Annotated in this window: 24 protein-coding genes and 3 pseudogenes; 11 read left to right on the forward strand and 16 right to left on the reverse strand. The window is 49.9% G+C overall.

Annotation, left to right across the window (positions count from 1 at the left end; translation table 11 throughout):
• Nucleotides 1–73 precede the first annotated feature (73 nt).
• Complete coding sequence (locus tag ACUU1I_RS10910; protein WP_005127484.1) at nucleotides 74–355, forward strand: excisionase; 282 nt, start codon at nucleotides 74–76, stop codon at nucleotides 353–355.
• Nucleotides 321–1,398: pseudogene (locus ACUU1I_RS10915) on the forward strand (tyrosine-type recombinase/integrase). Before ACUU1I_RS10910 ends, ACUU1I_RS10915 begins: the two are co-directional and overlap by 35 nt.
• Before the next feature lie 392 nt (nucleotides 1,399–1,790).
• Here the strand turns inward: ACUU1I_RS10915 and ACUU1I_RS10920 are convergent.
• From ACUU1I_RS10920 to yobA, 3 genes and pseudogenes are all read right to left on the reverse strand, one after another.
• Nucleotides 1,791–2,132 (reverse strand): YebY family protein, encoded by a 342-nt coding sequence (locus tag ACUU1I_RS10920; protein ID WP_000976476.1) that lies wholly within the window; start codon nucleotides 2,130–2,132, stop codon nucleotides 1,791–1,793.
• A gap of 12 nt (nucleotides 2,133–2,144) precedes the next feature.
• Nucleotides 2,145–3,017, reverse strand: a pseudogene (gene copD / locus ACUU1I_RS10925) (copper homeostasis membrane protein CopD).
• A gap of 3 nt (nucleotides 3,018–3,020) precedes the next feature.
• Nucleotides 3,021–3,395: a CopC domain-containing protein YobA gene (gene yobA, locus ACUU1I_RS10930; RefSeq protein ID WP_000168747.1), complete on the reverse strand. Its 375-nt coding sequence runs from the start codon at nucleotides 3,393–3,395 to the stop codon at nucleotides 3,021–3,023.
• A 138-nt stretch (nucleotides 3,396–3,533) separates the two neighbouring features.
• Here yobA and holE point away from each other — a divergent pair, with 138 nt between their 5' ends.
• The 3 genes from holE (at nucleotide 3,534) to exoX (ending at nucleotide 5,208) form a co-directional block, all read left to right on the forward strand.
• Complete coding sequence (holE, locus tag ACUU1I_RS10935) at nucleotides 3,534–3,764, forward strand: DNA polymerase III subunit theta (protein WP_000916763.1); 231 nt, start codon at nucleotides 3,534–3,536, stop codon at nucleotides 3,762–3,764.
• A gap of 101 nt (nucleotides 3,765–3,865) precedes the next feature.
• On the forward strand, nucleotides 3,866–4,522 hold the full coding sequence (gene yobB / locus ACUU1I_RS10940; RefSeq protein ID WP_000011667.1) for a carbon-nitrogen hydrolase family protein YobB: 657 nt from the start codon (nucleotides 3,866–3,868) through the stop codon (nucleotides 4,520–4,522).
• A 23-nt stretch (nucleotides 4,523–4,545) separates the two neighbouring features.
• Nucleotides 4,546–5,208: an exodeoxyribonuclease X gene (gene exoX, locus ACUU1I_RS10945; protein WP_000944269.1), complete on the forward strand. Its 663-nt coding sequence runs from the start codon at nucleotides 4,546–4,548 to the stop codon at nucleotides 5,206–5,208.
• On the opposite strand, the gene ptrB is transcribed toward exoX, so the two are convergent.
• From ptrB to yebG, 4 genes and pseudogenes are all read right to left on the reverse strand, one after another.
• Nucleotides 5,205–7,265 (reverse strand): oligopeptidase B, encoded by a 2,061-nt coding sequence (ptrB, locus tag ACUU1I_RS10950; RefSeq protein ID WP_000936965.1) that lies wholly within the window; start codon nucleotides 7,263–7,265, stop codon nucleotides 5,205–5,207. The two genes, exoX and ptrB, sit on opposite strands and share 4 nt — an antisense overlap.
• A gap of 208 nt (nucleotides 7,266–7,473) precedes the next feature.
• Nucleotides 7,474–8,133, reverse strand: a complete 660-nt coding sequence (locus tag ACUU1I_RS10955; protein ID WP_000024749.1) for a tellurite resistance TerB family protein — start codon at nucleotides 8,131–8,133, stop codon at nucleotides 7,474–7,476.
• Nucleotides 8,134–8,459: 326 nt separating this feature from the next.
• On the reverse strand, nucleotides 8,460–8,816 hold the full coding sequence (yebF, locus tag ACUU1I_RS10960) for a protein YebF (RefSeq protein ID WP_005068964.1): 357 nt from the start codon (nucleotides 8,814–8,816) through the stop codon (nucleotides 8,460–8,462).
• Nucleotides 8,817–8,882: 66 nt separating this feature from the next.
• Nucleotides 8,883–9,173: pseudogene (gene yebG, locus ACUU1I_RS10965) on the reverse strand (DNA damage-inducible protein YebG).
• Between the two features lie 133 nt (nucleotides 9,174–9,306).
• Here yebG and purT point away from each other — a divergent pair.
• On the forward strand, nucleotides 9,307–10,485 hold the full coding sequence (gene purT / locus ACUU1I_RS10970) for a formate-dependent phosphoribosylglycinamide formyltransferase (RefSeq protein WP_000173488.1): 1,179 nt from the start codon (nucleotides 9,307–9,309) through the stop codon (nucleotides 10,483–10,485).
• A gap of 54 nt (nucleotides 10,486–10,539) precedes the next feature.
• On the opposite strand, the gene kdgA is transcribed toward purT, so the two are convergent.
• The 3 genes from kdgA to zwf all read right to left on the reverse strand — a co-directional run bounded on the left by kdgA (nucleotide 10,540) and on the right by zwf (nucleotide 14,739).
• A complete protein-coding gene (kdgA, locus tag ACUU1I_RS10975) occupies nucleotides 10,540–11,181 on the reverse strand; it encodes a bifunctional 4-hydroxy-2-oxoglutarate aldolase/2-dehydro-3-deoxy-phosphogluconate aldolase (protein WP_000800512.1) in 642 nt (213 codons plus the stop codon).
• 36 nt (nucleotides 11,182–11,217) lie between these two features.
• Nucleotides 11,218–13,029, reverse strand: coding sequence for a phosphogluconate dehydratase (gene edd, locus ACUU1I_RS10980; RefSeq protein ID WP_001069457.1), 1,812 nt, complete (start codon nucleotides 13,027–13,029; stop codon nucleotides 11,218–11,220).
• A 234-nt stretch (nucleotides 13,030–13,263) separates the two neighbouring features.
• Nucleotides 13,264–14,739: a glucose-6-phosphate dehydrogenase gene (gene zwf / locus ACUU1I_RS10985; RefSeq protein WP_000301720.1), complete on the reverse strand. Its 1,476-nt coding sequence runs from the start codon at nucleotides 14,737–14,739 to the stop codon at nucleotides 13,264–13,266.
• A 337-nt stretch (nucleotides 14,740–15,076) separates the two neighbouring features.
• On the opposite strand from zwf, the gene hexR reads away from it, so the two are divergent.
• Together hexR and pyk are read left to right on the forward strand one after the other, a co-directional pair.
• Nucleotides 15,077–15,946 (forward strand): DNA-binding transcriptional regulator HexR, encoded by an 870-nt coding sequence (gene hexR, locus ACUU1I_RS10990; RefSeq protein ID WP_001056694.1) that lies wholly within the window; start codon nucleotides 15,077–15,079, stop codon nucleotides 15,944–15,946.
• A gap of 127 nt (nucleotides 15,947–16,073) precedes the next feature.
• Nucleotides 16,074–17,516 (forward strand): pyruvate kinase, encoded by a 1,443-nt coding sequence (gene pyk / locus ACUU1I_RS10995; RefSeq protein ID WP_000044414.1) that lies wholly within the window; start codon nucleotides 16,074–16,076, stop codon nucleotides 17,514–17,516.
• Between the two features lie 130 nt (nucleotides 17,517–17,646).
• Here pyk and lpxM read toward each other — a convergent pair whose 3' ends face one another.
• The 3 genes from lpxM to znuA form a co-directional block, all read right to left on the reverse strand.
• Nucleotides 17,647–18,618, reverse strand: a complete 972-nt coding sequence (gene lpxM / locus ACUU1I_RS11000; protein WP_000448385.1) for a lauroyl-Kdo(2)-lipid IV(A) myristoyltransferase — start codon at nucleotides 18,616–18,618, stop codon at nucleotides 17,647–17,649.
• Between the two features lie 119 nt (nucleotides 18,619–18,737).
• Nucleotides 18,738–20,060, reverse strand: coding sequence for a murein DD-endopeptidase MepM (gene mepM / locus ACUU1I_RS11005; RefSeq protein WP_001184044.1), 1,323 nt, complete (start codon nucleotides 20,058–20,060; stop codon nucleotides 18,738–18,740).
• A 15-nt stretch (nucleotides 20,061–20,075) separates the two neighbouring features.
• Nucleotides 20,076–21,008 (reverse strand): zinc ABC transporter substrate-binding protein ZnuA, encoded by a 933-nt coding sequence (znuA, locus tag ACUU1I_RS11010; protein WP_001342995.1) that lies wholly within the window; start codon nucleotides 21,006–21,008, stop codon nucleotides 20,076–20,078.
• Nucleotides 21,009–21,086: 78 nt separating this feature from the next.
• On the opposite strand from znuA, the gene znuC reads away from it, so the two are divergent.
• Nucleotides 21,087–21,842, forward strand: a complete 756-nt coding sequence (znuC, locus tag ACUU1I_RS11015) for a zinc ABC transporter ATP-binding protein ZnuC (protein ID WP_000202992.1) — start codon at nucleotides 21,087–21,089, stop codon at nucleotides 21,840–21,842.
• Nucleotides 21,839–22,624, forward strand: a complete 786-nt coding sequence (znuB, locus tag ACUU1I_RS11020; RefSeq protein WP_000571470.1) for a zinc ABC transporter permease subunit ZnuB — start codon at nucleotides 21,839–21,841, stop codon at nucleotides 22,622–22,624. Before znuC ends, znuB begins: the two co-directional genes overlap by 4 nt.
• Nucleotides 22,625–22,770: 146 nt before the next feature.
• Here znuB and ruvB read toward each other — a convergent pair whose 3' ends face one another.
• The 3 genes from ruvB to yobI form a co-directional block, all read right to left on the reverse strand.
• The gene (ruvB, locus tag ACUU1I_RS11025; RefSeq protein ID WP_000568525.1) at nucleotides 22,771–23,781 is read right to left on the reverse strand and encodes a Holliday junction branch migration DNA helicase RuvB; all 1,011 of its coding nucleotides are present in this window, start codon (nucleotides 23,779–23,781) and stop codon (nucleotides 22,771–22,773) included.
• Between the two features lie 8 nt (nucleotides 23,782–23,789).
• Nucleotides 23,790–24,401 (reverse strand): Holliday junction branch migration protein RuvA, encoded by a 612-nt coding sequence (gene ruvA / locus ACUU1I_RS11030; protein ID WP_000580323.1) that lies wholly within the window; start codon nucleotides 24,399–24,401, stop codon nucleotides 23,790–23,792.
• Between the two features lie 138 nt (nucleotides 24,402–24,539).
• A complete protein-coding gene (gene yobI, locus ACUU1I_RS11035) occupies nucleotides 24,540–24,605 on the reverse strand; it encodes a stress response small protein YobI (protein WP_001386853.1) in 66 nt (21 codons plus the stop codon).
• A gap of 70 nt (nucleotides 24,606–24,675) precedes the next feature.
• Between yobI and ACUU1I_RS11040 the strand changes: the two genes are divergently transcribed.
• Nucleotides 24,676–24,866: YiiX/YebB-like N1pC/P60 family cysteine hydrolase (locus ACUU1I_RS11040; RefSeq protein WP_094184874.1), on the forward strand; the 191-nt coding region annotated here is incomplete at its 3' end.

Below are 24,866 nucleotides of genomic sequence, written 5' to 3' on the forward strand. Positions count from 1 at the left end.
GATTATTAAAAATCAACCACACCCGCCAGTATTCTGTATATTTACTGGCGGTCATATCGTGAGAGGTATGGCAATGAATCTTGTGACACTCAAAACGTGGGGAAAACTCAGATATCCGGATAACCCACCATCAATATCAACGCTGAGACGATGGGCAAGGAATGGAAACATTTATCCTGCACCTGAACTACACGGGAGGAGTTACAGGGTGGTTCCGGAGGCTTTCTATATCAACCCAAATAAGGTTGATACCGATATAACACACCATCAGCCTAATGGGCGACAAGGGAGAGACAGTCCGTTAATGGAGAAGTTAAAACATGCAGCGGAAAAAATACGATCCCAATTTGCCTAGAAACTTAACATATCGAAGGAGAGACAAAGCATATTACTGGCGCAACCCTCTGACGAAAGAAGAATTTACACTAGGTAAAATTTCAAGAAGAGATGCAGTAGCGCAGGCAATTGAAGCAAATCATTATATATACAAAAACTACTCTCCTGCTGCCCTAATTGAAAAGCTTAAAGGGGTCGACTCATTTACTATGGCAGACTGGATTGAACGTTACAAAACGATTCTTATAAGGAGAAAAGCGTCCAGAAATACTTATAAAACTCGGGTAAATCAACTGGTGACAATAAAAGAAAAATTAGGAGGGGTTTTACTGACAGAAATAACCACTCGCCATATCGCCGAGTTTCTTGATTTGTGGATTGAAGGAGGGAAAAACACGATGGCAGGATCAATGCGTTCTGTGTTATCTGATATGTTCCGCGAAGCCATTGTTGAAGGACGTATATCTCAAAATCCAGTAACGCCAACAAGAGCACCGAAAATAGTAGTTACAAGAGAACGGCTGAAACTAAAGACATACAACTGCATCAGGGAGGCAGCAGATCAACTTCCGGCATGGTTCCCATTAGCTATGGACTTAGCCCTTGTAACAGGACAACGTCGCGAAGACATAACGAATATGCGGTTCAGTGATATTTATGATGATCGTCTCCACATCAGGCAAATTAAGACAGGAATGATGATTGCTATCCCCCTGTCACTCAGCCTTCCTGTCGCTGGTTTACGACTTGGTGCAGTAGTTGAACAGTGCCGCATGGTAAGTAGGGGGGGATTATCTAATCAGTGCCGGGATTAGAAAAAACAGCCCTGACGGCAGCATTCACCCGGACGGCCTGACAAAGAAATTTGTCGCAGCCAGAAAATTAACAGGTATCCTGTTCAGTGAAAACCCACCAACTTTTCACGAAATCAGAAGCCTGGCTGGACGATTGTACAAAGAAATATGTGGAGAAGAATTTGCTCAGCGTCTACTTGGCCACACATCGGAGAAGACAACAAAAATGTATCTTGATGAGAGAGAAAAAACGTACTTACTGCTCTGATTTTAACGTAAATGGATTGTTAAATGTATTTTGGTTGTGATATAACCAAAAAAGACCGGAATACAGAAATTCGAGTAAATTTCGGGGAATTTCGGGGAGACGTTTGCAACTAATTGATTTTAAATACAATTAAAAAAAGACCGAATACGATTCCTGTATTCGGTCCAGGGAAATGGCTCTTGGGAGAGAGCCGTGCGCTAAAAGTTGGCATTAATGCAGGCTTAGTTGCCTTGCCCTTTAAGAATAGATGACGACGCCAGGTTTTCCAGTTTGCGTGCAAAATGGTCAATAAAAAGCGCGGTGGTCATCAGCTTAAATGTTAAAAACCGCCCGTTCTGGTGAAAGAACTGAGGCGGTTTTTTTATTGGAAATCAAAAGGCTATTTTAGGTAATTAACAGAGTTTTTCAGCTCGTTCTATAAACGGTGCCAGACTCATTTTTTCGCCGGGATTGTTAGGATCATCAATCTGAATCACCGAAATGGGTTGGGCATTGGTCTTCCCACTGGCAACTTCCTTTTGTGCGATATCGTTTAAAGGATACTGCACGAGGGTACTTGGGTTGATGACATACAAAGCATTACCCGGTCGGCAAGTCAGCATTACCTCTTCGCGATTAAACGCCCATTTGTCTTTACCCACTTCAAAACGACTCACGGTTATCACCTGTGGAGCCGCCAGCGCCGCTGCAGAACTGGTGAGTAACAGAAACGCCAGAATACTTTTTTTCATCATTTTCGTAATCCATCAAAAAGGTTCGAGAGTCGCAAGCAGGCTGATGATCACCAGCACTACCGCACCTATCGCCCATTCGAGTTTAGTCATCCACACAAACCAGGGTGCCGCACGATCTTCATCCTGCCTCATGCGCGGTACAAGAACATAACGATTAGCCAGCGCAATGACCACCATAATCATCACCAGGATGGCTTTGAGCAATAAGAGTTGGCCCTAGTAAGTCGTAAGCGTGGGGGGAAATCCGGTAATCAACAATGCATTAAGCACGCCGCTTGCCAGTACGCCGATCACCGCAAAATGCCCGCACCAGGAAAAACGCATCAGCGCCTGAATAGCCTGGTGTCGCCAACGGCCTTTGATGAGTTGCATACACCAGAGCACCGGCAGTAATCCCCCAAACCACGCCGCCGCACAAATCAGGTGAATCGCGTGATTAGTCTGATGGATTTTCGCTGTTACCCCTTCATTCAGCGTCGCATGCCCCACTCCCGCCAGCAGAATAAATTGCGCGGTAGTGAGCATAAACAACAAACGTGGCATATTCCGCGGTTGCATAAGGGCGACGATCAACGTTACGAGGGCGAGAACAATTTGCCATAACCAGACGCCACCAAACTGCGTTTGCAAAACAGCCTGCCAAATGTTTGGCGAAAATACATCTGTCCATCCCGTTCCCATCAACCCGCCCTGAACGGCGAGCATTGCAGTGGCACTGATCAAACTCCAGACGGCAGCGTGCTGTTGTAAACGCAGAGAACGCTTCGTCAGCAAGCGACGAATCATTAAGGGGGCCAGCCAGGCACCATACATTGCAAAGCCAAAGACCAGCATCAACGAGGTGAAATGGATAAATCGCAGCGCGATCCAGGTAAACGCCAGCATGATTTATTTCACGCTAAAGGTGTAGTGTCCTTTCGTTTTATGCCCGTCCACCGAAACAACATGCCAGTCAACGGTGTAGGTTCCGGGTTTCAGCGAATCGGCCAGTGGAACAATCAGTTGCTTTTGGTCCTGCTCATTCCGCTTCGCTGGTAATGTTTTAATATTTTCGTTTTTTGGCCCCGTGATTTTTGCACCACTGAATCCTGTTTCAACGCCTTCCGAGAAGTTTAAAGTGATTGCCTGCGGGGCAGCTGTCACTTGCGCGTTTGCCGCAGGATACTGATGCGTTAAATGCGCATGTGCCCAGACGGAAGGTGTCACCAACGAAGTGGTCAGGATTGCCAGCGCGTAGCGAAGGGAGCGTGCAGTTGAAGCCATATTATCTATTCCTTTTTGTAATAACTTTTTTACAGAGCATAACCTTGTCTAATGTCTGAGTCGAGGATCATCAATTCCGGCTTGCCATCCAGGCTCACTCTTAGTAACTTTTGCCCGCGAATGATGAGGAGATTAAGAATGCTGAAGAATCTGGCTAAACTGGATCAAACAGAAATGGATAAAGTGAATGTCGATTTGGCGGCGGCCGGGGTGGCTTTTAAAGAACGCTACAATATGCCGGTGATCGCTGAAGCGGTTGAACGTGAACAGCCAGAACATTTGCGCAGCTGGTTTCGCGAGCGGCTTATTGCCCACCGTTTGGCTTCGGTCAATCTGTCACGTTTACCTTACGAGCCCAAACTTAAATAAAACTTATACAGAGTTACACTTTCTTACATAACGCCTGCTAAATTATGAGTATTTTCTAAACCGCCCCCATAATTTGCAGTCATTTTGAAAAGGAAGTCATTATGTCGTTCTGGAAAGTTGCAGCAGCGCAATATGAGCCTCGTAAAACCTCACTCACCGAACAGGTAGCTCATCATCTGGAGTTTGTGAGGGCCGCCGCCAGGCAACAATGTCAGCTGTTAGTTTTTCCATCGCTTTCTTTACTGGGGTGTGATTATTCGCGACGTGCCCTTCCTGCCCCACCCGATCTTTCACTGTTAGACCCGCTTTGTTATGCCGCAACGACCTGGCGAATGACCATCATTGCCGGCCTTCCCGTTGAATATAACGATCGCTTTATTCGTGGAATTGCGGTGTTCGCACCGTGGCGAAAAACGCCTGGGAACTACCATCAGAGTCATGGTGCATGTCTGGGCCGTCGTTCCAGAACCATCACGGTGGTCGATGAACAACCGCAAGGTATGGATATGGACCCGACCTGTTCACTGTTTACGACAGGGCAATGTCTGGGAGAACCCGACCTGCTGGCGTCGGCCCGTCGCTTACAATTTTTTTCACATCAGTACTCGATTGCCGTGCTGATGGCAAATGCCCGTGGTAACAGTGCACTATGGGATGAATATGGTCGTCTCATCGTTCGCGCCGATCGTGGTTCATTATTGTTAGTCGGTCAGCGTTCATCACAGGGTTGGCAAGGCGATATCATTCCATTACGCTAGGCTTTTTCGGCCTGGAGCATGCCATGTTGCGCATTATCGATACAGAAACCTGCGGTTTGCAGGGAGGGATCGTTGAGATTGCCTCTGTTGATGTCATTGACGGAAAAATCGTCAACCCCATGAGCCTCCTGGTGCGCCCCGATCGTCCTATTAGTCCACAAGCGATGGCGATTCATCGCATCACCGAAGCCATGGTCGCCGATAAACCGTGGATTGAAGATGTGATCCCACACTATTACGGTAGTGAATGGTATGTCGCGCACAACGCCAGCTTTGACCGCCGCGTACTGCCTGAGATGCCCGGTGAGTGGATTTGCACTATGAAACTGGCCCGTCGTTTGTGGCCAGGGCTCAAGTACAGCAATATGGCGTTATATAAAACACGCAAGCTCAATGTACAGACACCGCCGGGCCTGCATCATCACCGCGCGTTGTATGACTGTTATATCACCGCCGCGTTGCTTATCGATATTATGAACACCTCCGGCTGGACGGCAGAACAGATGGCCGATATCACCGGACGTCCGTCGTTGATGACGACCTTCACCTTTGGCAAATACCGTGGCAAAGCGGTTTCCGACGTTGCCGAACGCGATCCGGGCTATCTGCGCTGGTTATTTAATAACCTGGACAGCATGAGCCCGGAGCTGCGTTTAACACTGAAACATTATCTGGAAAATACTTAATCCGCAGGCGTAGTGGGTAATGTTCCCTGCGCCAGCGCGACCAGAAAAGCATATTCCATCGCTACGCCTTCGTACGATTTAAAGCGGCCAGATTTACCGCCATGGCCTGAGTCCATGTCGGTACAGAGCAATAAAAGATGGTCATCGGTTTTCAGCTCGCGCAATTTAGCGACCCATTTTGCCGGTTCCCAATATTGCACCTGAGAATCGTGTAAACCGGTCGTTACCAGTAAATGCGGATAAGCCTGTGCGGTGACGTTGTCATACGGGCTGTAGCTTTTCATGTACTCGTAATATTGCGGATCCTGCGGATTTCCCCACTCTTCAAACTCACCAGTGGTAAGAGGAATTGATTCATCAAGCATCGTTGTTACAACATCAACAAACGGTACCTGGGCGATAACGCCGTGGAATAATTCCGGGCGTTGATTAATTGCAACGCCCATCAACATGCCCCCCGCACTTCCGCCCATCGCATAACAGAGCGAAGGAGAGCCATAGCCCAGTTTTAACAATGCATCGCAGGCATCAAGATAATCATTAAACGTATTTTTCTTCTTCAGAAATTTACCGTCTTCGTACCATTGTTGCCCCAGCTCACCACCGCCGCGAACATGGACAATGGCGTAGACAAAGCCACGATCTAACAAACTCAAGCGGCTAAAACTGAAATCGGCATCAATACTTGCGCCGTAAGAACCATAGCCATACACCAGCAACGGGTTGTGTCCTTTGCGAAAATGTTTGCGATGATAGACCAGCGAAACCGGAACTTCGACGCCATCACGGGCGACTATCCACAGGTGTTCACTGCGGTAATTCGCCGCATCAAAACCGGGCACTTCTGTTTGTTTTAATACACGACGCTCACCGGTATCCATATCCAGTTCAAACAAAGTGTCTGGTGTGGTCATGGAAGAATAACCATAACGCAATCGCGCGGTTTCAGGTTCTGGATTGTAGGCAATCCAGGTCACATAGGCCGGATCATCAAAGGCAATGCCAATGACTTCCCGGGTCTTGCGGTTAATTTGGCGCAAACTGGTTAACCCGCGCTGACGCTCTTCAACCACCAGCCAGTCGGTAAACAGCGTAAACCCTTCCAGCATGATGTTTTCACGTGGCGGAATTAACTCTTCCCACTGTTGCTCATCACGCATACGGGTACGGTATAAGCCAAAGTTTTTGCCGTGGCGATTGGAACGCAGATAAAAACGATGCTGGTAGTGATCAAGGCTGTATTCGTGATCTTTGCGGCGCGGCAGAAAAACAAACGGCTCGGCATCGGCCATTTCCGCGTCCAGCAGGCGAACTTCACTGGTGGTGGCGCTGGCCAGATGAATGACGACATAGTGCTTCGACGTCGTTTTATGCAGGCTGACATAATAGGTATCGTCTTTTTCTTCGTAGATCAGTGTATCTTGCGATGCTGGCGTACCGATGGCGTGACGCCAGACCTGATAAGGCAGCAGCGTCACCGGATGCTTGCGAACATAGTAGAAAGTCCAGGAGTCATTTGCCCAGACAAAGCTGGGTTCAACGTTATCCAGCAGTTCCGGGTACCAGTTACCTGTTTCCAGATTACGAAAACGAATGCCGTACTGGCGTCGGGAAAGAAAATCTTCTGCCAGCGCCATAATGGTGTTATCGGGCGTAATCGCCATTCCGCCCATCGAATAAAACTCACTATGAGCTGCGCGCTTGTTGGCATCGAGCAATGTTTCCCACTCATCCCACTCTTCGCTGAATGCCGATTGACGCTGGTAGATAGCATATTCACAGCCTGGTTCATAAATATGCCGATAGCGGTAGCCATTTTTTATGTAGGGCGCAGAAACTTCTCTTTGCGGAATGCGGTCGATGATTTCCTTTAAGATGCGATCCTGCAAGGCTTGTTGTGAGGCCATCACCCGATGACCGTAACTATTTTCTTGTTGCAGGTAGTCCAGGACTTCTGGCTGAGAACGCGTATCGTCCCGCAGCCAGTAGTAATTATCGATGCGCGTATCGCCATGAAGCGTCATGGCGTGGGGAATGCGGGCGGCTTTTGGTAGCATGTTATTGTTCTTTCTGGTTGAAACATCTTATAAGGGTGGCAAAACTCACCGGGGATGCAAGCGAAACAGGGTCGTCATTGCTTAGATGATGACAGGTAATGGCGCGGATATCGAATGTTATGCAGACAGAGAAAATCAGCCTGTTCAAATGGCTGTGCGGTTCTGGATAGCCCGAAATAGTCAACTTCAGGCTATCCAGAGAGCGGAATTATTCCGCCAAAGTGCGTTTTTGCTGTTCGAGATCGCGTTCAATGCCTTCACGAACATCCTGGGGGATTTTCAGCGCGTCACCCAGTGCATTCAGGTAACTGCGTTCCATAAAATGGTCAATATCAATAGCCGCGCAGCTCAGGAAATAGATTTCCAGCGCCTCTTCTTCATTGCGGACCCCGGTAGCCAGGCGTTGTGGATCCAGCGGTTGTTCGATTGCCTGCTCAATGAGTACACGCCCCTGCTCTTCCACGCCGGCTTCACGCAATTGCTGGTCGATTGCCGCACGTTCATTGGCATCAATATGACCATCACTTTTAGCGGCAAAGACCAGCGCAAGGATCAAACGTTCCGTACGCTCATCCAGCGGCGTACTTTGCGCGCCAAACTGCGGTTCGTCCTGATGCGCCGCGCGAATTTTATCTTTGTATTTATTCCACAGCACCGTACCCGCTACCGCTCCGCCGCCAACCAGTAACGCGTTGGTGCCATATTTCGTAAGAAGTTTACGTGCTGATTTATTTGCGACCAGCAGCCCAGCCAGTCCGCCTAATGCGCCTGGCACTAACAGTTTGCCCAATCCCTGATCCGCAGACGAGGAGGTAGAAGAACTGCTTTGCCCAAGCAGGGATTGCAGTTGATTTAACCAGTTAGCCATATTTGCTCCTCAATAACCATTTTTAGTGCCTGTAGCATAGCGGATGAGGATGTCAGAAAATGTATATCGAGACAAAAGATGCGCAAATAAGCGGGGCGCTAGGCCGTTATTCAAAGAAATTCGCGCCAGGTAAGGTATTTACTGTATATCAGGTGATAAGGGTATTTTAGGTGAAAGTAGTTTGTCGTTTTGAGTGGCATTGTTTGATGCTGATTGCCCGATGCGACGCTGTTGCGTCTTCTCAGGCCTACGATTGTGGTGCGTTCTGGGACGGACAAGGCACTCGCGCCGCATCCGCCAACGGTCAATCGAATTATCAGAAGCCATTAACGCCGCTGATATTCCGCCATTCCCGCTTTGCAGTCCACGCTGACCTGGTAATGAATATCGGCACTTTTACCACGCACGGTTAGCGGTACTGACCATTTATCATCTTTACCCTGAATGTCCTGCAAACTGACCCAGGCCACGGGATCGGCCTGACCGACAATTTTTTGATCATCTGCCCAGCGCGCCACGCGATTTTGTTGATAATCACGTTTTACGCTCGCGGCAATTCCGGTAGCATCCAGACCTTCACACTTTGGGAAAGTGACCGACTTGCTGGTTTCATTATTGGCAGCGAAAACTGATGCGCAGGCAGAAACCAACAACCGCCCTAAAAACGCCCCTCTTTTTTTCATGTTTTTCTCCATAGCACAATGATTCAGGAGAAAGCATGGTACAAATTGTCAGGAGCGCAAGTTGCTTCAGGCCGCGTGTGAGGCATCTTCCTCTTCGGATTCAGCACCGACGACCAGTGGGGACGGTAATTTGCCGGTTTTCAGAATGGTGCTCAGCATATCTTTTTGTTCTGCCAGCCATAGCGAAAGGGCTTCACGTTGCTCGTCTTCCATTTGCACTGGAGAATTTGTCAGCTAGGTGTCAAGCAGATCCGCCGTATCAAGCATTTTGTCATAAGCATCGGCTTCCTTTTTGCTGGTAAACGACATTTTCTCTTCGCCCTCACGAATGACTACGTATTTAACTTCAACCGCCATTTGCAGCCTCTCATAATAACTGTGATTTTATACAGTATATTTCTTTTCGGTTGAGAAATCAACATCAGCAATAAAGACACACGCAAACGTTTTCGTTTATACTGCGCGCGGAATTAATCAGGGGATATTCGTTATGACGTTATTAGGCACTGCGCTGCGTCCGGCAGCAACTCGCGTGATGTTATTAGGCTCCGGTGAACTGGGTAAAGAAGTGGCAATCGAGTGTCAGCGTCTCGGCGTAGAGGTGATTGCCGTCGATCGCTATGCCGACGCACCAGCCATGCATGTCGCGCATCGCTCCCATGTCATTAATATGCTTGATGGTGATGCATTACGCCGTGTGGTTGAACTGGAAAAACCACATTATATCGTGCCGGAGATCGAAGCTATTGCCACCGATATGCTGATCCAACTTGAAGAGGAAGGACTGAATGTTGTCCCCTGCGCTCGCGCAACGAAATTAACGATGAATCGCGAGGGTATCCGTCGCCTGGCGGCAGAAGAGCTGCAGCTGCCCACTTCCACTTATCGTTTTGCCGATAGCAAAAGCCTTTTCCGCGAGGCGGTTGCCGCCATTGGCTATCCCTGCATTGTAAAACCGGTGATGAGCTCTTCCGGCAAGGGGCAGACGTTTATTCGCTCTGCAGAGCAACTTGCTCAGGCATGGGAATACGCTCAGCAAGGCGGTCGCGCCGGAGCGGGCCGCGTAATTGTTGAAGGCGTCGTTAAGTTTGACTTCGAAATTACCCTGCTAACCGTCAGCGCGGTGGATGGCGTCCATTTCTGTGCACCAGTAGGTCATCGCCAGGAAGATGGCGACTACCGTGAATCCTGGCAACCACAGCAAATGAGCCCGCTTGCCCTTGAACGTGCGCAGGAGATTGCCCGTAAAGTGGTGCTGGCACTGGGCGGTTATGGTCTGTTTGGTGTCGAGCTGTTTGTCTGTGGTGATGAGGTGATTTTCAGTGAGGTCTCCCCTCGTCCACATGATACCGGGATGGTGACGTTAATTTCTCAAGATCTCTCAGAGTTTGCCCTGCATGTACGTGCCTTCCTCGGACTTCCTGTTGGCGGGATCCGTCAGTATGGTCCTGCAGCTTCTGCCGTTATTCTGCCACAACTGACCAGTCAGAATGTCACGTTTGATAATGTGCAGAATGCCGTAGGCGCAGATTTGCAGATTCGTTTATTTGGTAAGCCGGAAATTGATGGCAGCCGTCGTCTGGGGGTGGTACTGGCTACTTCAGAGAGTGTTGTTGACGCCATTGAACGCGCGAAGCACGCCGCCGGACAGGTAAAAGTACAGGGTTAAACCCGGCAAAAAACGCTACAAAAATGCCCGATCCTAGATCGGGCATTTTGACTTTTACAGCTTAGCGCCTTCTACAGCTTCACGCGCCAGCTTAGTAATGCGGTCGTAATCGCCCGCTTCCAGCGCATCTGCCGGAACCAGCCAGGAACCACCGATGCACAGCACGCTTTTCAGTGCCAGGTAGTCACGGTAGTTAGCCGGAGAAATACCACCCGTCGGGCAGAAACGGACCTGGGAGAACGGACCCGCGATCGCCTGCAGGGCTTTCACGCCGCCGTTAGCTTCAGCCGGGAAGAATTTGAACTCTTTCAAACCGTAGTCCATACCCAGCATCAGTTCGGAAACAGTGCTGATCCCCGGAATCAGAGGAATAGTCCCTTCGGTAGCAGCTTTCAGCAGCGGCTCGGTCAGACCCGGGCTAATTGCGAACTGTGCACCCGCTTCAGTGACTTCTGCCAGCTGCTGTGGATTCAGCACCGTACCGGCACCCACAATCGCTTCAGGCACTTCTTTGGCGATAGCACGGATAGCGTCAACTGCACACTCGGTACGCAGAGTCACTTCCAGAACGCGCACCCCACCAGCAACCAACGCTTTTGCCATCGGCACCGCGTGTTCCAGTTTTTTTACCACGATAACCGGTACAACCGGGCCGGTGGTCAGGATTGATTCTGCACTTGTTTTCCAGTTTTTCATCAGAGTTTTCTCTCGCCTGATTACAAATTTGTCGTCTTAAAAAGTGATACAGGTTGCGCCCTGTTCGGCACCGGACAGTTTTTCACGCAAGGCGCTGAATAATTCACGTCCTGTTCTCACGCGTGACGCGCTCAGGTCAGGAATGTGCGGTTCGCGAGCAGCCAGTTCCGCTTCGTCTACCAGCAGTGTCAGTTCGCCTGTCTGTCCATTCACACGAATGATGTCCCCGTCGCGCACTTTTGCCAGCAGCCCGCCATCGTAGGCTTCTGGTGTTACGTGGATAGCTGACGGCACTTTACCTGAAGCGCCGGAGAGTCGTCCATCGGTAACTAACGCAATTTTGAAACACCGGTCCAATAATACACCAAGTGGCGGCATGAGTTTATGTAATTCTGGCATTCCGTTCGCTTTTGGCCCCTGATGACGGACAACAACGACACAATCGCGGTCCAGCAAACCCGCTTCAAAGGCCGGCATAACGTCATGCTGGCTTTCAAAAACAACCGCTGGCGCTTCAATCACCTGGTTCTCAACCGGCACGGCAGAGGTTTTCATAACCGCACGGCCCAGGTTACCGCTTAACACTTTTGTCCCACCATGATGAGAGAAAGGTTGTTCGAAGGAAGCGATCACATTGCTGTCGAGTGATTTTTCCGCCCCTTCCCGCCAGTCCAGTTCACCATTATTCAGCCATGGTTCAAGGGTATAACGAAACAGACCAAAGCCTGCCACCGTATTGACATCTTCATGCAGCAGGCCTGCTTTGAGCAGTTCACGCACCAGAACCGGTACGCCACCTGCCGCCTGGAAGTGGTTAATATCGGCCGGACCGTTCGGGTAGAGACGTGCCATCAGCGGTACAACATCAGAAAGGTCAGAGAAGTCATCCCAGTTAATCTGAATACCGGCCGCGCGCGCCATCGCCACCAGGTGCATGGTGTGGTTAGTGGAACCACCGGTCGCCAACAGTGCAACGATACCGTTCACCACCACTTTCTCATCGATCATCTTACCGATCGGCATCCATTCATTACCATTACCGGTCATGCGTGTAACCTGACGCGCAGCGGCAGCGGTCAAAGCATCGCGCAGCGGAGAATCCGGATGAACAAAAGAAGAGCCTGGCAACTGCATCCCCATAAATTCCACCACCATCTGGTTGGTGTTGGCAGTACCGTAGAAAGTACATGTTCCCGGCGCATGGTAAGACGCGGCTTCTGACTCCAGTAAGGCCATGCGGTCCACTTTACCTTCGGCATAAAGCTGGCGAATACGCACTTTTTCTTTATTTGGCAAACCGCTTGCCATCGGTCCAGACGGCACAAACACCGCAGGCAAATGACCAAACGACAGGGCTGCCATCGTCAGACCCGGGACAATCTTGTCGCACACACCGAGGAACAGAGCACCATCAAACATGTTATGGGACAGCCCCACCGCCGCAGACATCGCTATCACTTCGCGGCTTAGCAGCGACAATTCCATTCCATCCTGCCCCTGGGTGACACCATCACACATCGCCGGAACACCGCCCGCAACCTGACCAACCGCATTCGCTTCATGCAGGGCTTTACGAATGATTTCTGGATAGTGTTCATAAGGCTGGTGCGCGGAGAGCATGTCGTTATAGGAGGTGATGATGGCGATATTGTTACGCAACATGCTTTTCAAAGAGGCTTTGTCTTCTGGCTGGCAGGCAGCGAAACCGTGTGCCAGGTTACCGCATGCCAACTGCGAACGATGAACGGTCGACGTTTTCGCTTGTTCTATCCGGGCGAGATAAGCAGAGCGAGTCTCGCGCGAACGTTCAATGATTCGATTTGTTACGCGTAACAATTGTGGATTCATAAAGGCTCCTGAAATTGAGTTGTCAGAGCAGGATGATTCACAACGCGTTTCATTCAGAGGATTTATGAGTGAAACGCCTGTAACCGGAGCTCATAGGGCAAAAACGTTTCAGTCAGTGTAATAAAAAAAGCCTCGTGGGTGAATCCGCACGAGGCCTGAAAGTGTAAAAATTGTTCTACAATCTGTGCAAGATTATGTTACCGGTAAAATAACCATAAAGGATAAGCGCTGATATTACTCAAACTCATTCCAGGAACGACCATCACGGGTAATCATCGCCACCGAGGCAACGGGTCCCCAGGTTCCGGCCTGATACGGTTTCGGCGCATCATTGTCCATCGCCCACGCCTCAGTAATGGAGTCTACCCATTTCCAGGCTTCTTCCACTTCGTCGCGACGTACAAACAGTGCCTGAATACCACGCATGGTTTCCAGCAGCAAACGTTCATAGGCATCCGCCAGATGCGTCTGATTAAAGGTTTCTGAATAGCTCAGATCCAGCTTGGTGATTTGCAGGTTATGTTTGTGGTCAAGGCCAGGAACTTTATTCAGTACCTGGATATCCACGCCTTCATCAGGTTGCAGACGGATAGTCAGTTTATTCTGCGGCAGATCCTGCCACGACTCTTTAAACAGATTCAGTTCAGGTGTTTTGAAATAGACCACGACTTCAGAACATTTGGTCGGCAGACGTTTACCAGTACGCAGGTAGAATGGCACACCGGCCCAGCGCCAGTTATCAATGTCGACGCGGATCGCCACGAAGGTTTCTGTATTGCTACTTTTGTTCGCGCCCTCTTCTTCCAGATATCCCGGCACTTTTTTGCCCTGGGCGAAGCCCGCAGTATATTGCCCGCGTACGGTTTTTTCGCGTACGTTGGAGCGGTCGATGCGGCGCAGGGACTTCAGTACTTTCACTTTTTCATCGCGGATGCTGTCTGCGCTCAGGTCAGATGGCGGAGACATCGCAATCATGCAGAGAATTTGTAGCAGGTGGTTCTGAATCATGTCACGCATCTGACCGGCTTTATCAAAATAGCCCCAGCGCCCTTCGATCCCCACTTCTTCTGCCACGGTAATCTCAACATGATCAATGGTGCGATTGTCCCAGTTATTCACAAACAGGGAGTTAGCAAAACGCAGCGCCAACAGGTTCAGCACCGTTTCTTTACCAAGATAGTGGTCGATACGGTAAACCTGGCACTCCTCGAAGTATTCGCCAACCTGATCATTGATTTCCTGCGAGGTCGCCAGCGACGTCCCCAGCGGTTTCTCCATGACTACGCGTGCCGGTTTAGCATTCAGTTTTGCCTCGCCAAGCCCTTTGCAAATTGCGCCAAAAGTGCTGGGCGGCATGGCAAAGTAGTTAATAGTGATACGATTTTTTTGATCCAGCATCGCGCCGAGACGGTTGAATGCAGCAGTGTCATTGACATCGAGATTACAAAAATCCAGACGTGCACTCAGGGTGTCCCATAAACCTTCATCAATGGTTTCTTTCATGAAAGTTTCGAGCGCCTCGCGGACAACTTTGGTATATGCCGCTTTATCCCAGTCAGCACGCCCTACGCCGATAATCCGGGTGTCCGGGTTGAGCTGACCGGCTTTTTCCAGTTGATACAGGGAAGGCAGCAATTTACGACGCGCAAGGTCGCCTTTCGCGCCGAAAATGACCAGGTCACAGGCCTGGGCTGTTTGCGTTACCGCCATGTCATTCTCCTTAAGTTAACTAACCCGGTACTTAAGCCAGGGTATACTTGTAATTTTCTTACGGTGCACTGTACTGCTTTTCCGAGCTTGCGAAAACTGTAAACGCTTATCCACCCGTGCGATTACGGGAAAAGCGCGCAAAGTGCGGCAAAACTGATAAAAAAATCATCGTTTTCCATTCGGTAAAAATCTGACACTGATCATGTTATGAAAAAAAATAACAACTTTTTTATCTGCTTTTGTCATTAACACGGCACACAGGCGTAATATCTGACAAAACTGCATTTCGATTTCTTTCAGTGCGGAAATCGTCATTACCCGTGAGTCTCTTTACATCATGAATATGCTGGAAAAAATCCAGTCTCAGCTGGAACATTTGAGCAAATCAGAGCGCAAAGTTGCCGAGGTCATTCTGGCTTCGCCCGATAACGCGATCCATTCGAGTATTGCTGCTCTGGCGCTGGAAGCCAATGTTAGCGAACCGACGGTGAATCGTTTCTGTCGCAGCATGGACACGCGCGGTTTTCCTGATTTTAAACTTCATCTGGCACAAAGTCTGGCGAATGGCACTCCCTATGTTAATCGCAACGTCAATGAAGATGACAGCGTTGAATCATACACGGGGAAAATATTTGAGTCCGCAATGGCAACGCTCGATCATGTCCGTCATTCACTGGATAAATCTGCCATCAACCGCGCCGTCGACTTGCTCACTCAGGCAAAAAAAATCGCCTTTTTCGGATTAGGCTCTTCTGCCGCCGTTGCCCACGATGCGATGAATAAGTTCTTTCGTTTTAATGTTCCGGTGGTGTACTCCGATGATATCGTGCTGCAACGCATGAGTTGTATGAATTGTAGCGACGGAGACGTGGTGGTGCTGATTTCTCACACAGGAAGAACAAAAAATCTGGTCGAGCTGGCGCAGCTGGCACGCGAAAACGACGCCATGGTGATTGCCCTCACCTCTGCGGGTACCCCGCTCGCCCGGGAAGCAACGCTGGCAATTACCCTCGACGTACCGGAAGATACTGACATTTATATGCCCATGGTTTCTCGACTTGCACAGCTGACCGTGATAGATGTGCTGGCGACAGGATTTACTTTGCGACGCGGTGCAAAATTCAGAGATAACTTGAAGCGGGTCAAGGAAGCGCTGAAGGAATCGCGTTTTGATAAGCAGTTACTTAATTTAAGTGACGATCGCTAAAAGCGACTGTCACTGTCCTAATCTTATACGACATCCGAATGAGATTAATTTATCGCCATCGCGGCGTTATTTCATTCGGATTTCATGTTCAAGCAACACCTGGTTGTTTCAGTCAACGGAGTATTACATGTCCAAAAGGCTTCGCAGAACAAAAATCGTTACCACGTTAGGCCCAGCAACAGATCGCGATAATAATCTTGAAAAAGTTATCGCGGCGGGTGCCAACGTTGTACGTATGAACTTTTCTCACGGCTCGCCTGAAGATCACAAAATGCACGCGGATAAAGTTCGTGAGATTGCCGCAAAACTGGGGCGTCATGTGGCTATTCTGGGTGACCTCCAGGGGCCCAAAATCCGTGTATCCACCTTTAAAGAAGGCAAAGTTTTCCTCAATATTGGGGATAAATTCCTGCTCGACGCCAACCTAGGTAAAGGTGAAGGCGACAAAGAAAAAGTCGGTATCGACTACAAAGGCCTGCCTGCTGACGTCGTGCCTGGTGACATCCTGCTGCTGGACGATGGTCGCGTCCAGTTAAAAGTACTGGAAGTTCAGGGCATGAAAGTGTTCACCGAAGTCACCGTCGGTGGTCCCCTCTCCAACAATAAAGGTATCAACAAACTTGGCGGCGGTTTGTCGGCTGAAGCGCTGACCGAAAAAGACAAAGCAGACATTAAGACTGCGGCGTTGATTGGCGTAGATTACCTGGCTGTCTCCTTCCCACGCTGTGGCGAAGATCTGAACTATGCCCGTCGCCTGGCACGCGATGCAGGATGTGATGCGAAAATTGTTGCCAAGGTTGAACGTGCGGAAGCCGTTTGCAGCCAGGATGCAATGGATGACATCATCCTCGCCTCTGACGTGGTAATGGTTGCACGTGGCGACCTCGGTGTGGAAATTGGCGACCCGGAACTGGTCGGCATTCAGAAAGCGTTGATCCGTCGTGCGCGTCAGCTAAACCGAGCGGTAATCACGGCGACCCAGATGATGGAGTCAATGATTACTAACCCGATGCCGACGCGTGCAGAAGTCATGGACGTAGCAAACGCCGTTCTGGATGGTACTGACGCTGTGATGCTGTCTGCAGAAACTGCCGCTGGGCAGTATCCGTCAGAAACTGTTGCAGCCATGGCGCGCGTTTGCCTGGGTGCGGAAAAAATCCCGAGCATCAACGTTTCTAAACACCGTCTGGACGTTCAGTTCGACAATGTGGAAGAAGCTATTGCCATGTCGGCAATGTACGCAGCTAACCACCTGAAGGGCGTTACGGCGATCATTACCATGACCGAATCGGGTCGTACCGCGCTGATGACCTCCCGTATCAGCTCTGGTCTACCAATTTTCGCCATGTCGCGCCATGAACGTACGCTGAACCTGACTGCTCTCTATCGTGGCGTTACGCCGGTGCACTTTGATAGCGCTAATGACGGCGTAGCAGCTGCCAGCGAAGCGGTTAATCTGCTGCGCGATAAAGGTTACTTGATGTCTGGTGACCTAGTGATTGTCACCCAGGGCGACGTGATGAGTACCGTGGGTTCTACTAATACCACGCGTATTTTAACGGTAGAGTAAGTACGTTGCCGGATGCGGCGAAAACGCCACATCCGGCCTATAGTTCAATTATAGTTCAACAGATTTCGAATATTCTGAAGCAAACTTGAACTTATCATCAGGCGAAGGCCTCTCCTCGCGAGAGGCTTTTTTATTTGATGGGATAAAGATCTTTGCGCTTATACGGCTGGATTTCGCCCGGTTTGCGAGTTTTCAGCAATTTTAGTATCCAGGTGTATTGTTCTGGTCGCGGACCAACAAAAATCTCGACTTCTTCATTCATCCGCCGCTCAATCGTATGATCATCCGCCTCTAACAGATCATCCATCGGTGGGCGCACCTGAATCGTCAGACGATGCGTCTTGCCATCATAAATCGGAAACAGCGGTACAACGCGCGCACGGCATACTTTCATCAAACGACCAATCGCGGGCAACGTCGCTTTATAGGTGGCAAAGAAATCCACAAATTCGCTGTGCTCTGGGCCATGATCCTGATCGGGTAAATAATATCCCCAGTACCCCTGACGTACCGACTGGATGAATGGTTTAATACCGTCATTTCTCGCATGCAGACGACCGCCAAAGCGACGACGCACCGTGTTCCAGACATAATCAAAAACCGGGTTGCCCTGATTATGGAACATCGCTGCCATTTTCTGCCCTTGCGAGGCCATCAGCATGGCAGGAATATCGACGGCCCAACCGTGCGGCACCAGAAAGATAACTTTCTCGTTATTACGCCGCATCTCTTCGATGATCTCCAGCCCTTGCCAGCCAACGCGCGGCTGAATTTTCTCCGGCCCGCGTATTGCCAACTCAGCCATCATTGCCATCGCTTGCGGCGCGGTGGCAAACATCTCATCAACAATCGCTTCGCGTTCAGCTTCACTACGTTCTGGAAAGCAGAGCGACAGATTGATTAACGCACGACGGCGTGAGCTTTTTCCCAGTCGTCCGGCAAAACGTCCCAGCCGTGCCAGAATGGGATCACGGAACTTTGGCGGCGTTAAAGCGATACCCGCCATCGCTGCTACACCCAGCCATGCTCCCCAGTAGCGCGGGTGGCGAAAGGATTTATCAAACTCAGGAATGTATTCGCTATTATTTTTTTTCGTTTCCATGCTTTTCCAGTTTCGGATAAGGCAAAAATCAATCTGGTGATAGTGTAGCGGCGCAACTTGCCCCGCACCAAATAAAAAAAGCCGGTACTGACTGCGTACCGGCTGCGAATGGATGTTAATTAATCAAACAGTAGCTGCGGCACAATCTCTTTGGCCTGCGCCAGGAATTCGCGACGATCGGAGCCGGTCAGCCCTTCGGTACGCGGCAGTTTTGCCGTCAGCGGGTTTACGGCCTGCTGGTTTATCCATACTTCATAGTGCAGATGCGGCCCAGTTGAACGTCCGGTATTACCGGAAAGCGCGATACGGTCGCCACGTTTCACCTTCTGTCCCGGTTTCACCAGAATCTTGCGCAAGTGCATATAACGCGTGGTGTAGCTGCGACCATGACGAATAGCCACATAATAACCTGCTGCGCCACTGCGTTTGGCAACCACCACTTCACCGTCACCCACTGAAAGCACTGGCGTACCTTGTGGCATGGCGAAATCAACACCTCTGTGTGGTGCAACGCGACCTGTCACCGGATTAGTTCGACGCGGGTTAAAGTTAGACGAGATACGGAACTGTTTCGCCGTCGGGAATCGCAAGAATCCTTTCGCCAGACCAGTACCGTTACGATCGTAGAATTTGCCATCCTCAGCGCGGATTGCGTAATAATCTTTACCTTCTGAACGCAAACGTACGCCCAGCAGCTGGCTTTGCTCACGTTTACCATCAAGCATTTCTCGAGACATTAATACCGCAAATTCATCGCCTTTTTTCAGTTTGCGGAAATCCATTTGCCACTGCATGGCTTTAATCACTGCGCTCACTTCGGCGCTGGTTAAACCGGCGTTTCTGGCGCTGGCAACAAAGCTCCCTCCGACGGTACCTTTCAGCAGATTGTTAACCCACTCTCCTTGCTGCATTTCGCTGGTCATTTTAAAACCGTTAGCGGCAGTACGGTCATAGGTTCGGGTTTCACGACGAGACACTTCCCAGGTGAGGCGCTGCAGTTCGCCGTCCGCGGTTAATGTCCAGGAGAGTTGTTGACCGATTTTCAGGTTACGCAATTCTTTGTCGGCAGCAGCGAGTTGGGTGATATCACCCATATCAATACCATACTGATTGAGAATGCTGCTTAGCGTATCGCCAGTGGAAACAACATATTCATGCACGCCCGCTTCACCGGCGATTTTGTCATCCAGTTCGTCCTGGGGAATGGCTTCATCTTCTTGTGCAGCTTGATCAATCGGCTCACTGGCTTCAGGTAAGAGCGAACGAATTTCGTTCTGTTCCAGCTCAATGGTTTTGACAATTGGCGTGGCATCACGGTGATAAACATAGGGCCGCCAGACAGCGACGGCCAGAGTAAGAACGGTGAGCGACCCCAACATAACGCGGTGTGGTCGCGGTAAATTATTAAACGCCAGGGCGACAGAGCGGGCTATCTGTTGCACGTAATCACTTCCTCATTAATCTCCTTTCAGGCAGCTCGCATACTGGTTGGCTAATTGACTCAGGAATTCTGAATAGCTTGTTTTACCCAGTTTGATATTCGTCCCCAGGGGATCCAACGTTCCCATACGAACGGATGTCCCTCGTGCGACGCTCTCAACGACCGCTGGCCTGAACTGTGGCTCAGCAAAAACGCAGGTTGCTTTTTGCTCAACCAACTGTGTTCTTATTTCATGTAAACGCTGCGCGCCAGGTTGAATCTCAGGGTTAACGGTAAAATGACCAAGCGGTGTCAGTCCGAACTGTTTTTCGAAATAGCCGTAAGCATCGTGAAAAACGAAATAACCTTTCCCCTTGAGCGGCGCGAGCTCGTTACCAACCTGCGTTTCGGTTGAGGCCAATTGTGCCTCAAAATCCTTCAGGTTGGCGTCAAGTTTGGCTCGACTTTGCGGCATAAGTTCCACTAATTTTCCATGGATTGCAACCGCTGTAGCCCGCGCTATCTCTGGGGAAAGCCAAAGATGCATGTTGAAATCGCCGTGATGGTGATCTTCGTCACTTTTTTCCGCGTGGTCGTGATCATCATCATCGCCGTGAATACTTTTCATCAGTAGCGGTTTCACATCTTCAAGCTGCGCAATCGTTACCTGCTTCGCTTCTGGTAATTTGCTTACCGGTTTTTGCATAAACGCTTCCATCTCCGGGCCAACCCAAACGACTAAGTCCGCGTTCTGTAAGCGTTTTACATCCGATGGACGCAGTGAATAATCATGTTCTGAAGCGCCGTCAGGCAGTAAAACCTCCGTTTCTGTTACACCATCAGCAATGGCAGAAGCGATGAACCCAACGGGTTTAAGCGAAGCGACAACGGCGGCATCTGCGGCCTGTGTTGCACCTCCCCAGAGAGCGGCGGATAATGCTGCGAAAAGAAGCGTTTTTTTATGTAACATAATGCGACCAATCATCGTAATGAATATGAGAAGTGTGATATTATAACATTTCATGACTACTGCAAGACTAAAATTAACATGACAAGTCTGGTTTCCCTGGAAAATGTCTCGGTTTCTTTTGGCCAACGCCGCGTCCTCTCTGATGTGTCGCTGGAACTTAAACCTGGAAAAATTTTGACTTTACTTGGGCCAAATGGCGCAGGTAAGTCGACACTGGTACGGGTAGTGCTCGGGCTGGTAACACCCGATGAAGGGGTTATCAAGCGCAACGGAAAACTGCGCATCGGCTATGTACCGCAGAAGCTGTATCTCGACACCACGTTGCCACTGACCGTAAACCGTTTTTTACGCTTACGCCCTGGTACACATAAAGAAGATATTTTGCCTGCACTGAAACGTGTCCAGGCCGGGCACCTGATTAACGCACCGATGCAAAAGCTCTCTGGTGGCGAAACGCAGCGTGTACTATTAGCGCGAGCATTGTTAAATTGCCCGCAATTATTAGTGCTGGATGAACCCACTCAAGGCGTGGATGTAAATGGCCAAGTGGCGTTATATGACCTTATTGACCAGTTGCGTCGTGAACTGGATTGTGGCGTTTTAATGGTTTCTCACGATCTGCATCTGGTGATGGCAAAAACCGATGAAGTGCTGTGCCTGAATCACCACATTTGTTGTTCCGGCACACCGGAAGTTGTTTCCCTGCATCCGGAGTTTATTTCAATGTTTGGTCCTCGTGGTGCTGAACAACTGGGTATCTATCGCCATCATCATAATCATCGTCACGATTTACAGGGACGAATTGTTTTGCGTCGGGGAAATGATCGCTCATGATTGAATTATTATTTCCCGGTTGGTTAGCCGGGATCATGCTCGCCTGTGCCGCGGGTCCGCTGGGTTCGTTTGTAGTCTGGCGTCGTATGTCTTATTTCGGTGATACGCTGGCTCATGCCTCATTACTTGGTGTCGCGTTTGGTTTGTTGCTGGACGTGAATCCATTCTATGCGGTGATTGCCGTTACGCTGCTGCTGGCGGGCGGTCTGGTATGGCTGGAGAAGCGTCCACAGCTGGCGATCGACACGTTATTAGGGATTATGGCGCACAGTGCCCTGTCGCTGGGCCTAGTGGTCGTTAGTCTGATGTCTAACATTCGTGTTGATTTGATGGCTTACCTGTTCGGTGATTTACTGGCAGTGACGCCAGAAGATCTCATCTCTATTGCGATTGGCGTGGTCATCGTGGTGGCTATTTTGTTCTGGCAATGGCGCAATTTGCTGTCGATGACGATTAGCCCGGATCTGGCGTTTGTTGATGGTGTGAAATTACAGCAAGTGAAATTGTTGTTGATGCTGGTGACGGCATTGACGATTGGTGTAGCGATGAAATTTGTCGGTGCGTTGATTATTACTTCGTTGCTGATTATTCCTGCAGCTACTGCGCGTCGCTTTGCCCGTACGCCGGAACAGATGGCTGGTGTCGCTGTTTTGGTGGGGATGGTGGCAGTAACTGGCGGTTTAACCTTTTCCGCGTTTTACGATACGCCGGCGGGTCCGTCGGTGGTGCTATGTGCGGCACTGTTATTTATTATCAGTATGATGAAAAAGCAGGCCAGCTAATCTATCGCTGAACACATTTGTCGGATGCGGCGCGAGCGCCTTATCCGACCTACGGTTCGCTATCTCTGGCTGGCCTGATAAGACGCGAACAGTGTCGCATCAGACACACTGCCAGTGTCGGATGCGGCGCGAGCGACCAATCCGACTTACGGCATTTCTGGCGGCGTTATGCCAAAGTGATTCCACGCCCGCGTCGTCGCCATACGCCCGCGCGGTGTACGCTGCAAAAAGCCTTGCTGAATCAAATAAGGTTCCAGTACATCTTCAATGGTTTCACGTTCTTCGCCAATGGCTGCCGCCAGGTTATCCAGACCTACCGGCCCACCAAAGAACTTATCGATTACCGCCAGCAACAATTTGCGGTCCATATAATCGAAACCTTCAGCATCGACATTCAACATATCCAGCGCCTGAGCAGCGATATCTGCCGAGATGGTGCCATCGTGCTTCACTTCGGCGAAATCACGCACTCGACGCAGCAGACGGTTGGCAATACGTGGCGTACCGCGAGCGCGACGAGCTACTTCCTGCGCACCGTCATCACTCATCTCAAGCCCCATAAAGCGTGCACTGCGACTGACGATATATTGCAGATCCGGCACCTGATAAAACTCCAGACGTTGCACAATACCAAAACGGTCGCGCAACGGTGATGTCAGCGAACCTGCGCGCGTGGTTGCGCCAATCAGGGTAAACGGCGGCAAATCAATTTTAATGGAGCGTGCCGCCGGACCTTCACCAATCATGATATCCAGTTGGTAGTCTTCCATTGCCGGGTACAGCACTTCTTCAACAACTGGCGATAAACGGTGGATCTCATCAATAAACAGCACGTCATGCGGTTCAAGGTTAGTGAGCATCGCAGCCAAATCGCCCGCCTTTTCCAGCACCGGACCAGAAGTCGTGCGTAAATTAACGCCCATTTCATTGGCGACAATGTTGGCAAGCGTAGTTTTACCCAACCCCGGAGGACCAAAAATCAACAAATGATCGAGGGCATCGCCGCGCAGTTTCGCTGCTTTGATGAAAATCTCCATCTGTGAACGAACCTGCGGCTGACCAACATACTCTTCCAGTAATTTAGGGCGAATGGCGCGATCTGCTACATCTTCCGGCAAAGTGGTACCGGCAGAAATCAGACGGTCTGCTTCAATCATCCTTTACCTCATAACGCGGCGCGTAGGGCTTCGCGAATTAATGTTTCACTGCTGGCGTCAGGGCGAGCGATTTTGCTCACCATGCGGCTTGCTTCTTGTGGTTTATAGCCTAGCGCCACCAGCGCGGCAACTGCTTCTTGTTCAGCATCGTCGGTCGCCGGGCTGGCAGGAGACGTGAGTACCAGGTCGGCGGCTGGCGTAAAGAGATCGCCATGCAAACCTTTAAATCGGTCTTTCATTTCAACAATCAAGCGTTCGGCGGTTTTTTTGCCAATACCCGGCAGTTTCACCAGTGCCCCCACTTCTTCACGCTCAACGGCATTAACGAACTGCTGCGCTGACATTCCGGAGAGGATCGCCAGGGCCAACTTCGGGCCGACGCCGTTGGTTTTGATCAACTCTTTGAACAACGTGCGTTCTTGTTTATTGTTAAAACCGTACAGCAGTTGCGCGTCTTCACGCACCACAAAGTGGGTGAAAACGATCGCTTCCTGACCCGCTTCAGGGAGTTCATAAAAACAGGTCATCGGCATATGCACTTCATAGCCTACGCCGCCCACTTCAATTAACACCAGCGGGGGTTGTTTTTCAATGATGATGCCTCTGAGTCTGCCTATCACATGACGCTCCTGCGTAATGAATCAAAGATAATGCTGTATGATAAAAAAATGCTGGATAGATATCCAGCGTAGGATGAAGAAAACTTGCGAGGTGTCCCGATGATCTGAAAAATGGCACAGTATAATTTATTCAACAGGTTATATTGGAAGCAAATATTTGAATATTACATATTCAGTGAAGAAATGCGTAATAAAAATATACATTGCGACTCCTGAAAAAATAATTTTTTTATGCTATTACGTATATTCGTATCTATTTCAATGGAATGACAACGTGAATATTAATTACCCTGCTGAATATGAAATTGGAGATATCGTCTTTACATGTATAGGTGCTGCCTTATTTGGTCAAATATCAGCTGCATCAAATTGCTGGAGTAATCACGTCGGGATCATTATCGGTCATAACGGTGAAGACTTCCTGGTTGCAGAAAGCCGGGTTCCCCTTTCAACCATCACCACGCT

The organism is Shigella sp. SIG3, from assembly GCF_053555855.1.

Excerpts from the sequence above, each read along its gene's own strand:
- ACUU1I_RS10910 (WP_005127484.1), top strand. The coding sequence starts at position 74 with ATGAATCTTGTGACACTCAAAACGTGGGGAAAACTCAGATATCCGGAT.
- ACUU1I_RS10920 (WP_000976476.1), bottom strand. The coding sequence starts at position 2,132 with ATGATGAAAAAAAGTATTCTGGCGTTTCTGTTACTCACCAGTTCTGCA.
- yobA (WP_000168747.1), bottom strand. The coding sequence starts at position 3,395 with ATGGCTTCAACTGCACGCTCCCTTCGCTACGCGCTGGCAATCCTGACC.
- holE (WP_000916763.1), top strand. The coding sequence starts at position 3,534 with ATGCTGAAGAATCTGGCTAAACTGGATCAAACAGAAATGGATAAAGTG.
- yobB (WP_000011667.1), top strand. The coding sequence starts at position 3,866 with ATGTCGTTCTGGAAAGTTGCAGCAGCGCAATATGAGCCTCGTAAAACC.
- exoX (WP_000944269.1), top strand. The coding sequence starts at position 4,546 with ATGTTGCGCATTATCGATACAGAAACCTGCGGTTTGCAGGGAGGGATC.
- ptrB (WP_000936965.1), bottom strand. The coding sequence starts at position 7,265 with ATGCTACCAAAAGCCGCCCGCATTCCCCACGCCATGACGCTTCATGGC.
- ACUU1I_RS10955 (WP_000024749.1), bottom strand. The coding sequence starts at position 8,133 with ATGGCTAACTGGTTAAATCAACTGCAATCCCTGCTTGGGCAAAGCAGT.
- yebF (WP_005068964.1), bottom strand. The coding sequence starts at position 8,816 with ATGAAAAAAAGAGGGGCGTTTTTAGGGCGGTTGTTGGTTTCTGCCTGC.
- purT (WP_000173488.1), top strand. The coding sequence starts at position 9,307 with ATGACGTTATTAGGCACTGCGCTGCGTCCGGCAGCAACTCGCGTGATG.
- kdgA (WP_000800512.1), bottom strand. The coding sequence starts at position 11,181 with ATGAAAAACTGGAAAACAAGTGCAGAATCAATCCTGACCACCGGCCCG.
- edd (WP_001069457.1), bottom strand. The coding sequence starts at position 13,029 with ATGAATCCACAATTGTTACGCGTAACAAATCGAATCATTGAACGTTCG.
- zwf (WP_000301720.1), bottom strand. The coding sequence starts at position 14,739 with ATGGCGGTAACGCAAACAGCCCAGGCCTGTGACCTGGTCATTTTCGGC.
- hexR (WP_001056694.1), top strand. The coding sequence starts at position 15,077 with ATGAATATGCTGGAAAAAATCCAGTCTCAGCTGGAACATTTGAGCAAA.
- pyk (WP_000044414.1), top strand. The coding sequence starts at position 16,074 with ATGTCCAAAAGGCTTCGCAGAACAAAAATCGTTACCACGTTAGGCCCA.
- lpxM (WP_000448385.1), bottom strand. The coding sequence starts at position 18,618 with ATGGAAACGAAAAAAAATAATAGCGAATACATTCCTGAGTTTGATAAA.
- znuA (WP_001342995.1), bottom strand. The coding sequence starts at position 21,008 with ATGTTACATAAAAAAACGCTTCTTTTCGCAGCATTATCCGCCGCTCTC.
- znuC (WP_000202992.1), top strand. The coding sequence starts at position 21,087 with ATGACAAGTCTGGTTTCCCTGGAAAATGTCTCGGTTTCTTTTGGCCAA.
- znuB (WP_000571470.1), top strand. The coding sequence starts at position 21,839 with ATGATTGAATTATTATTTCCCGGTTGGTTAGCCGGGATCATGCTCGCC.
- ruvB (WP_000568525.1), bottom strand. The coding sequence starts at position 23,781 with ATGATTGAAGCAGACCGTCTGATTTCTGCCGGTACCACTTTGCCGGAA.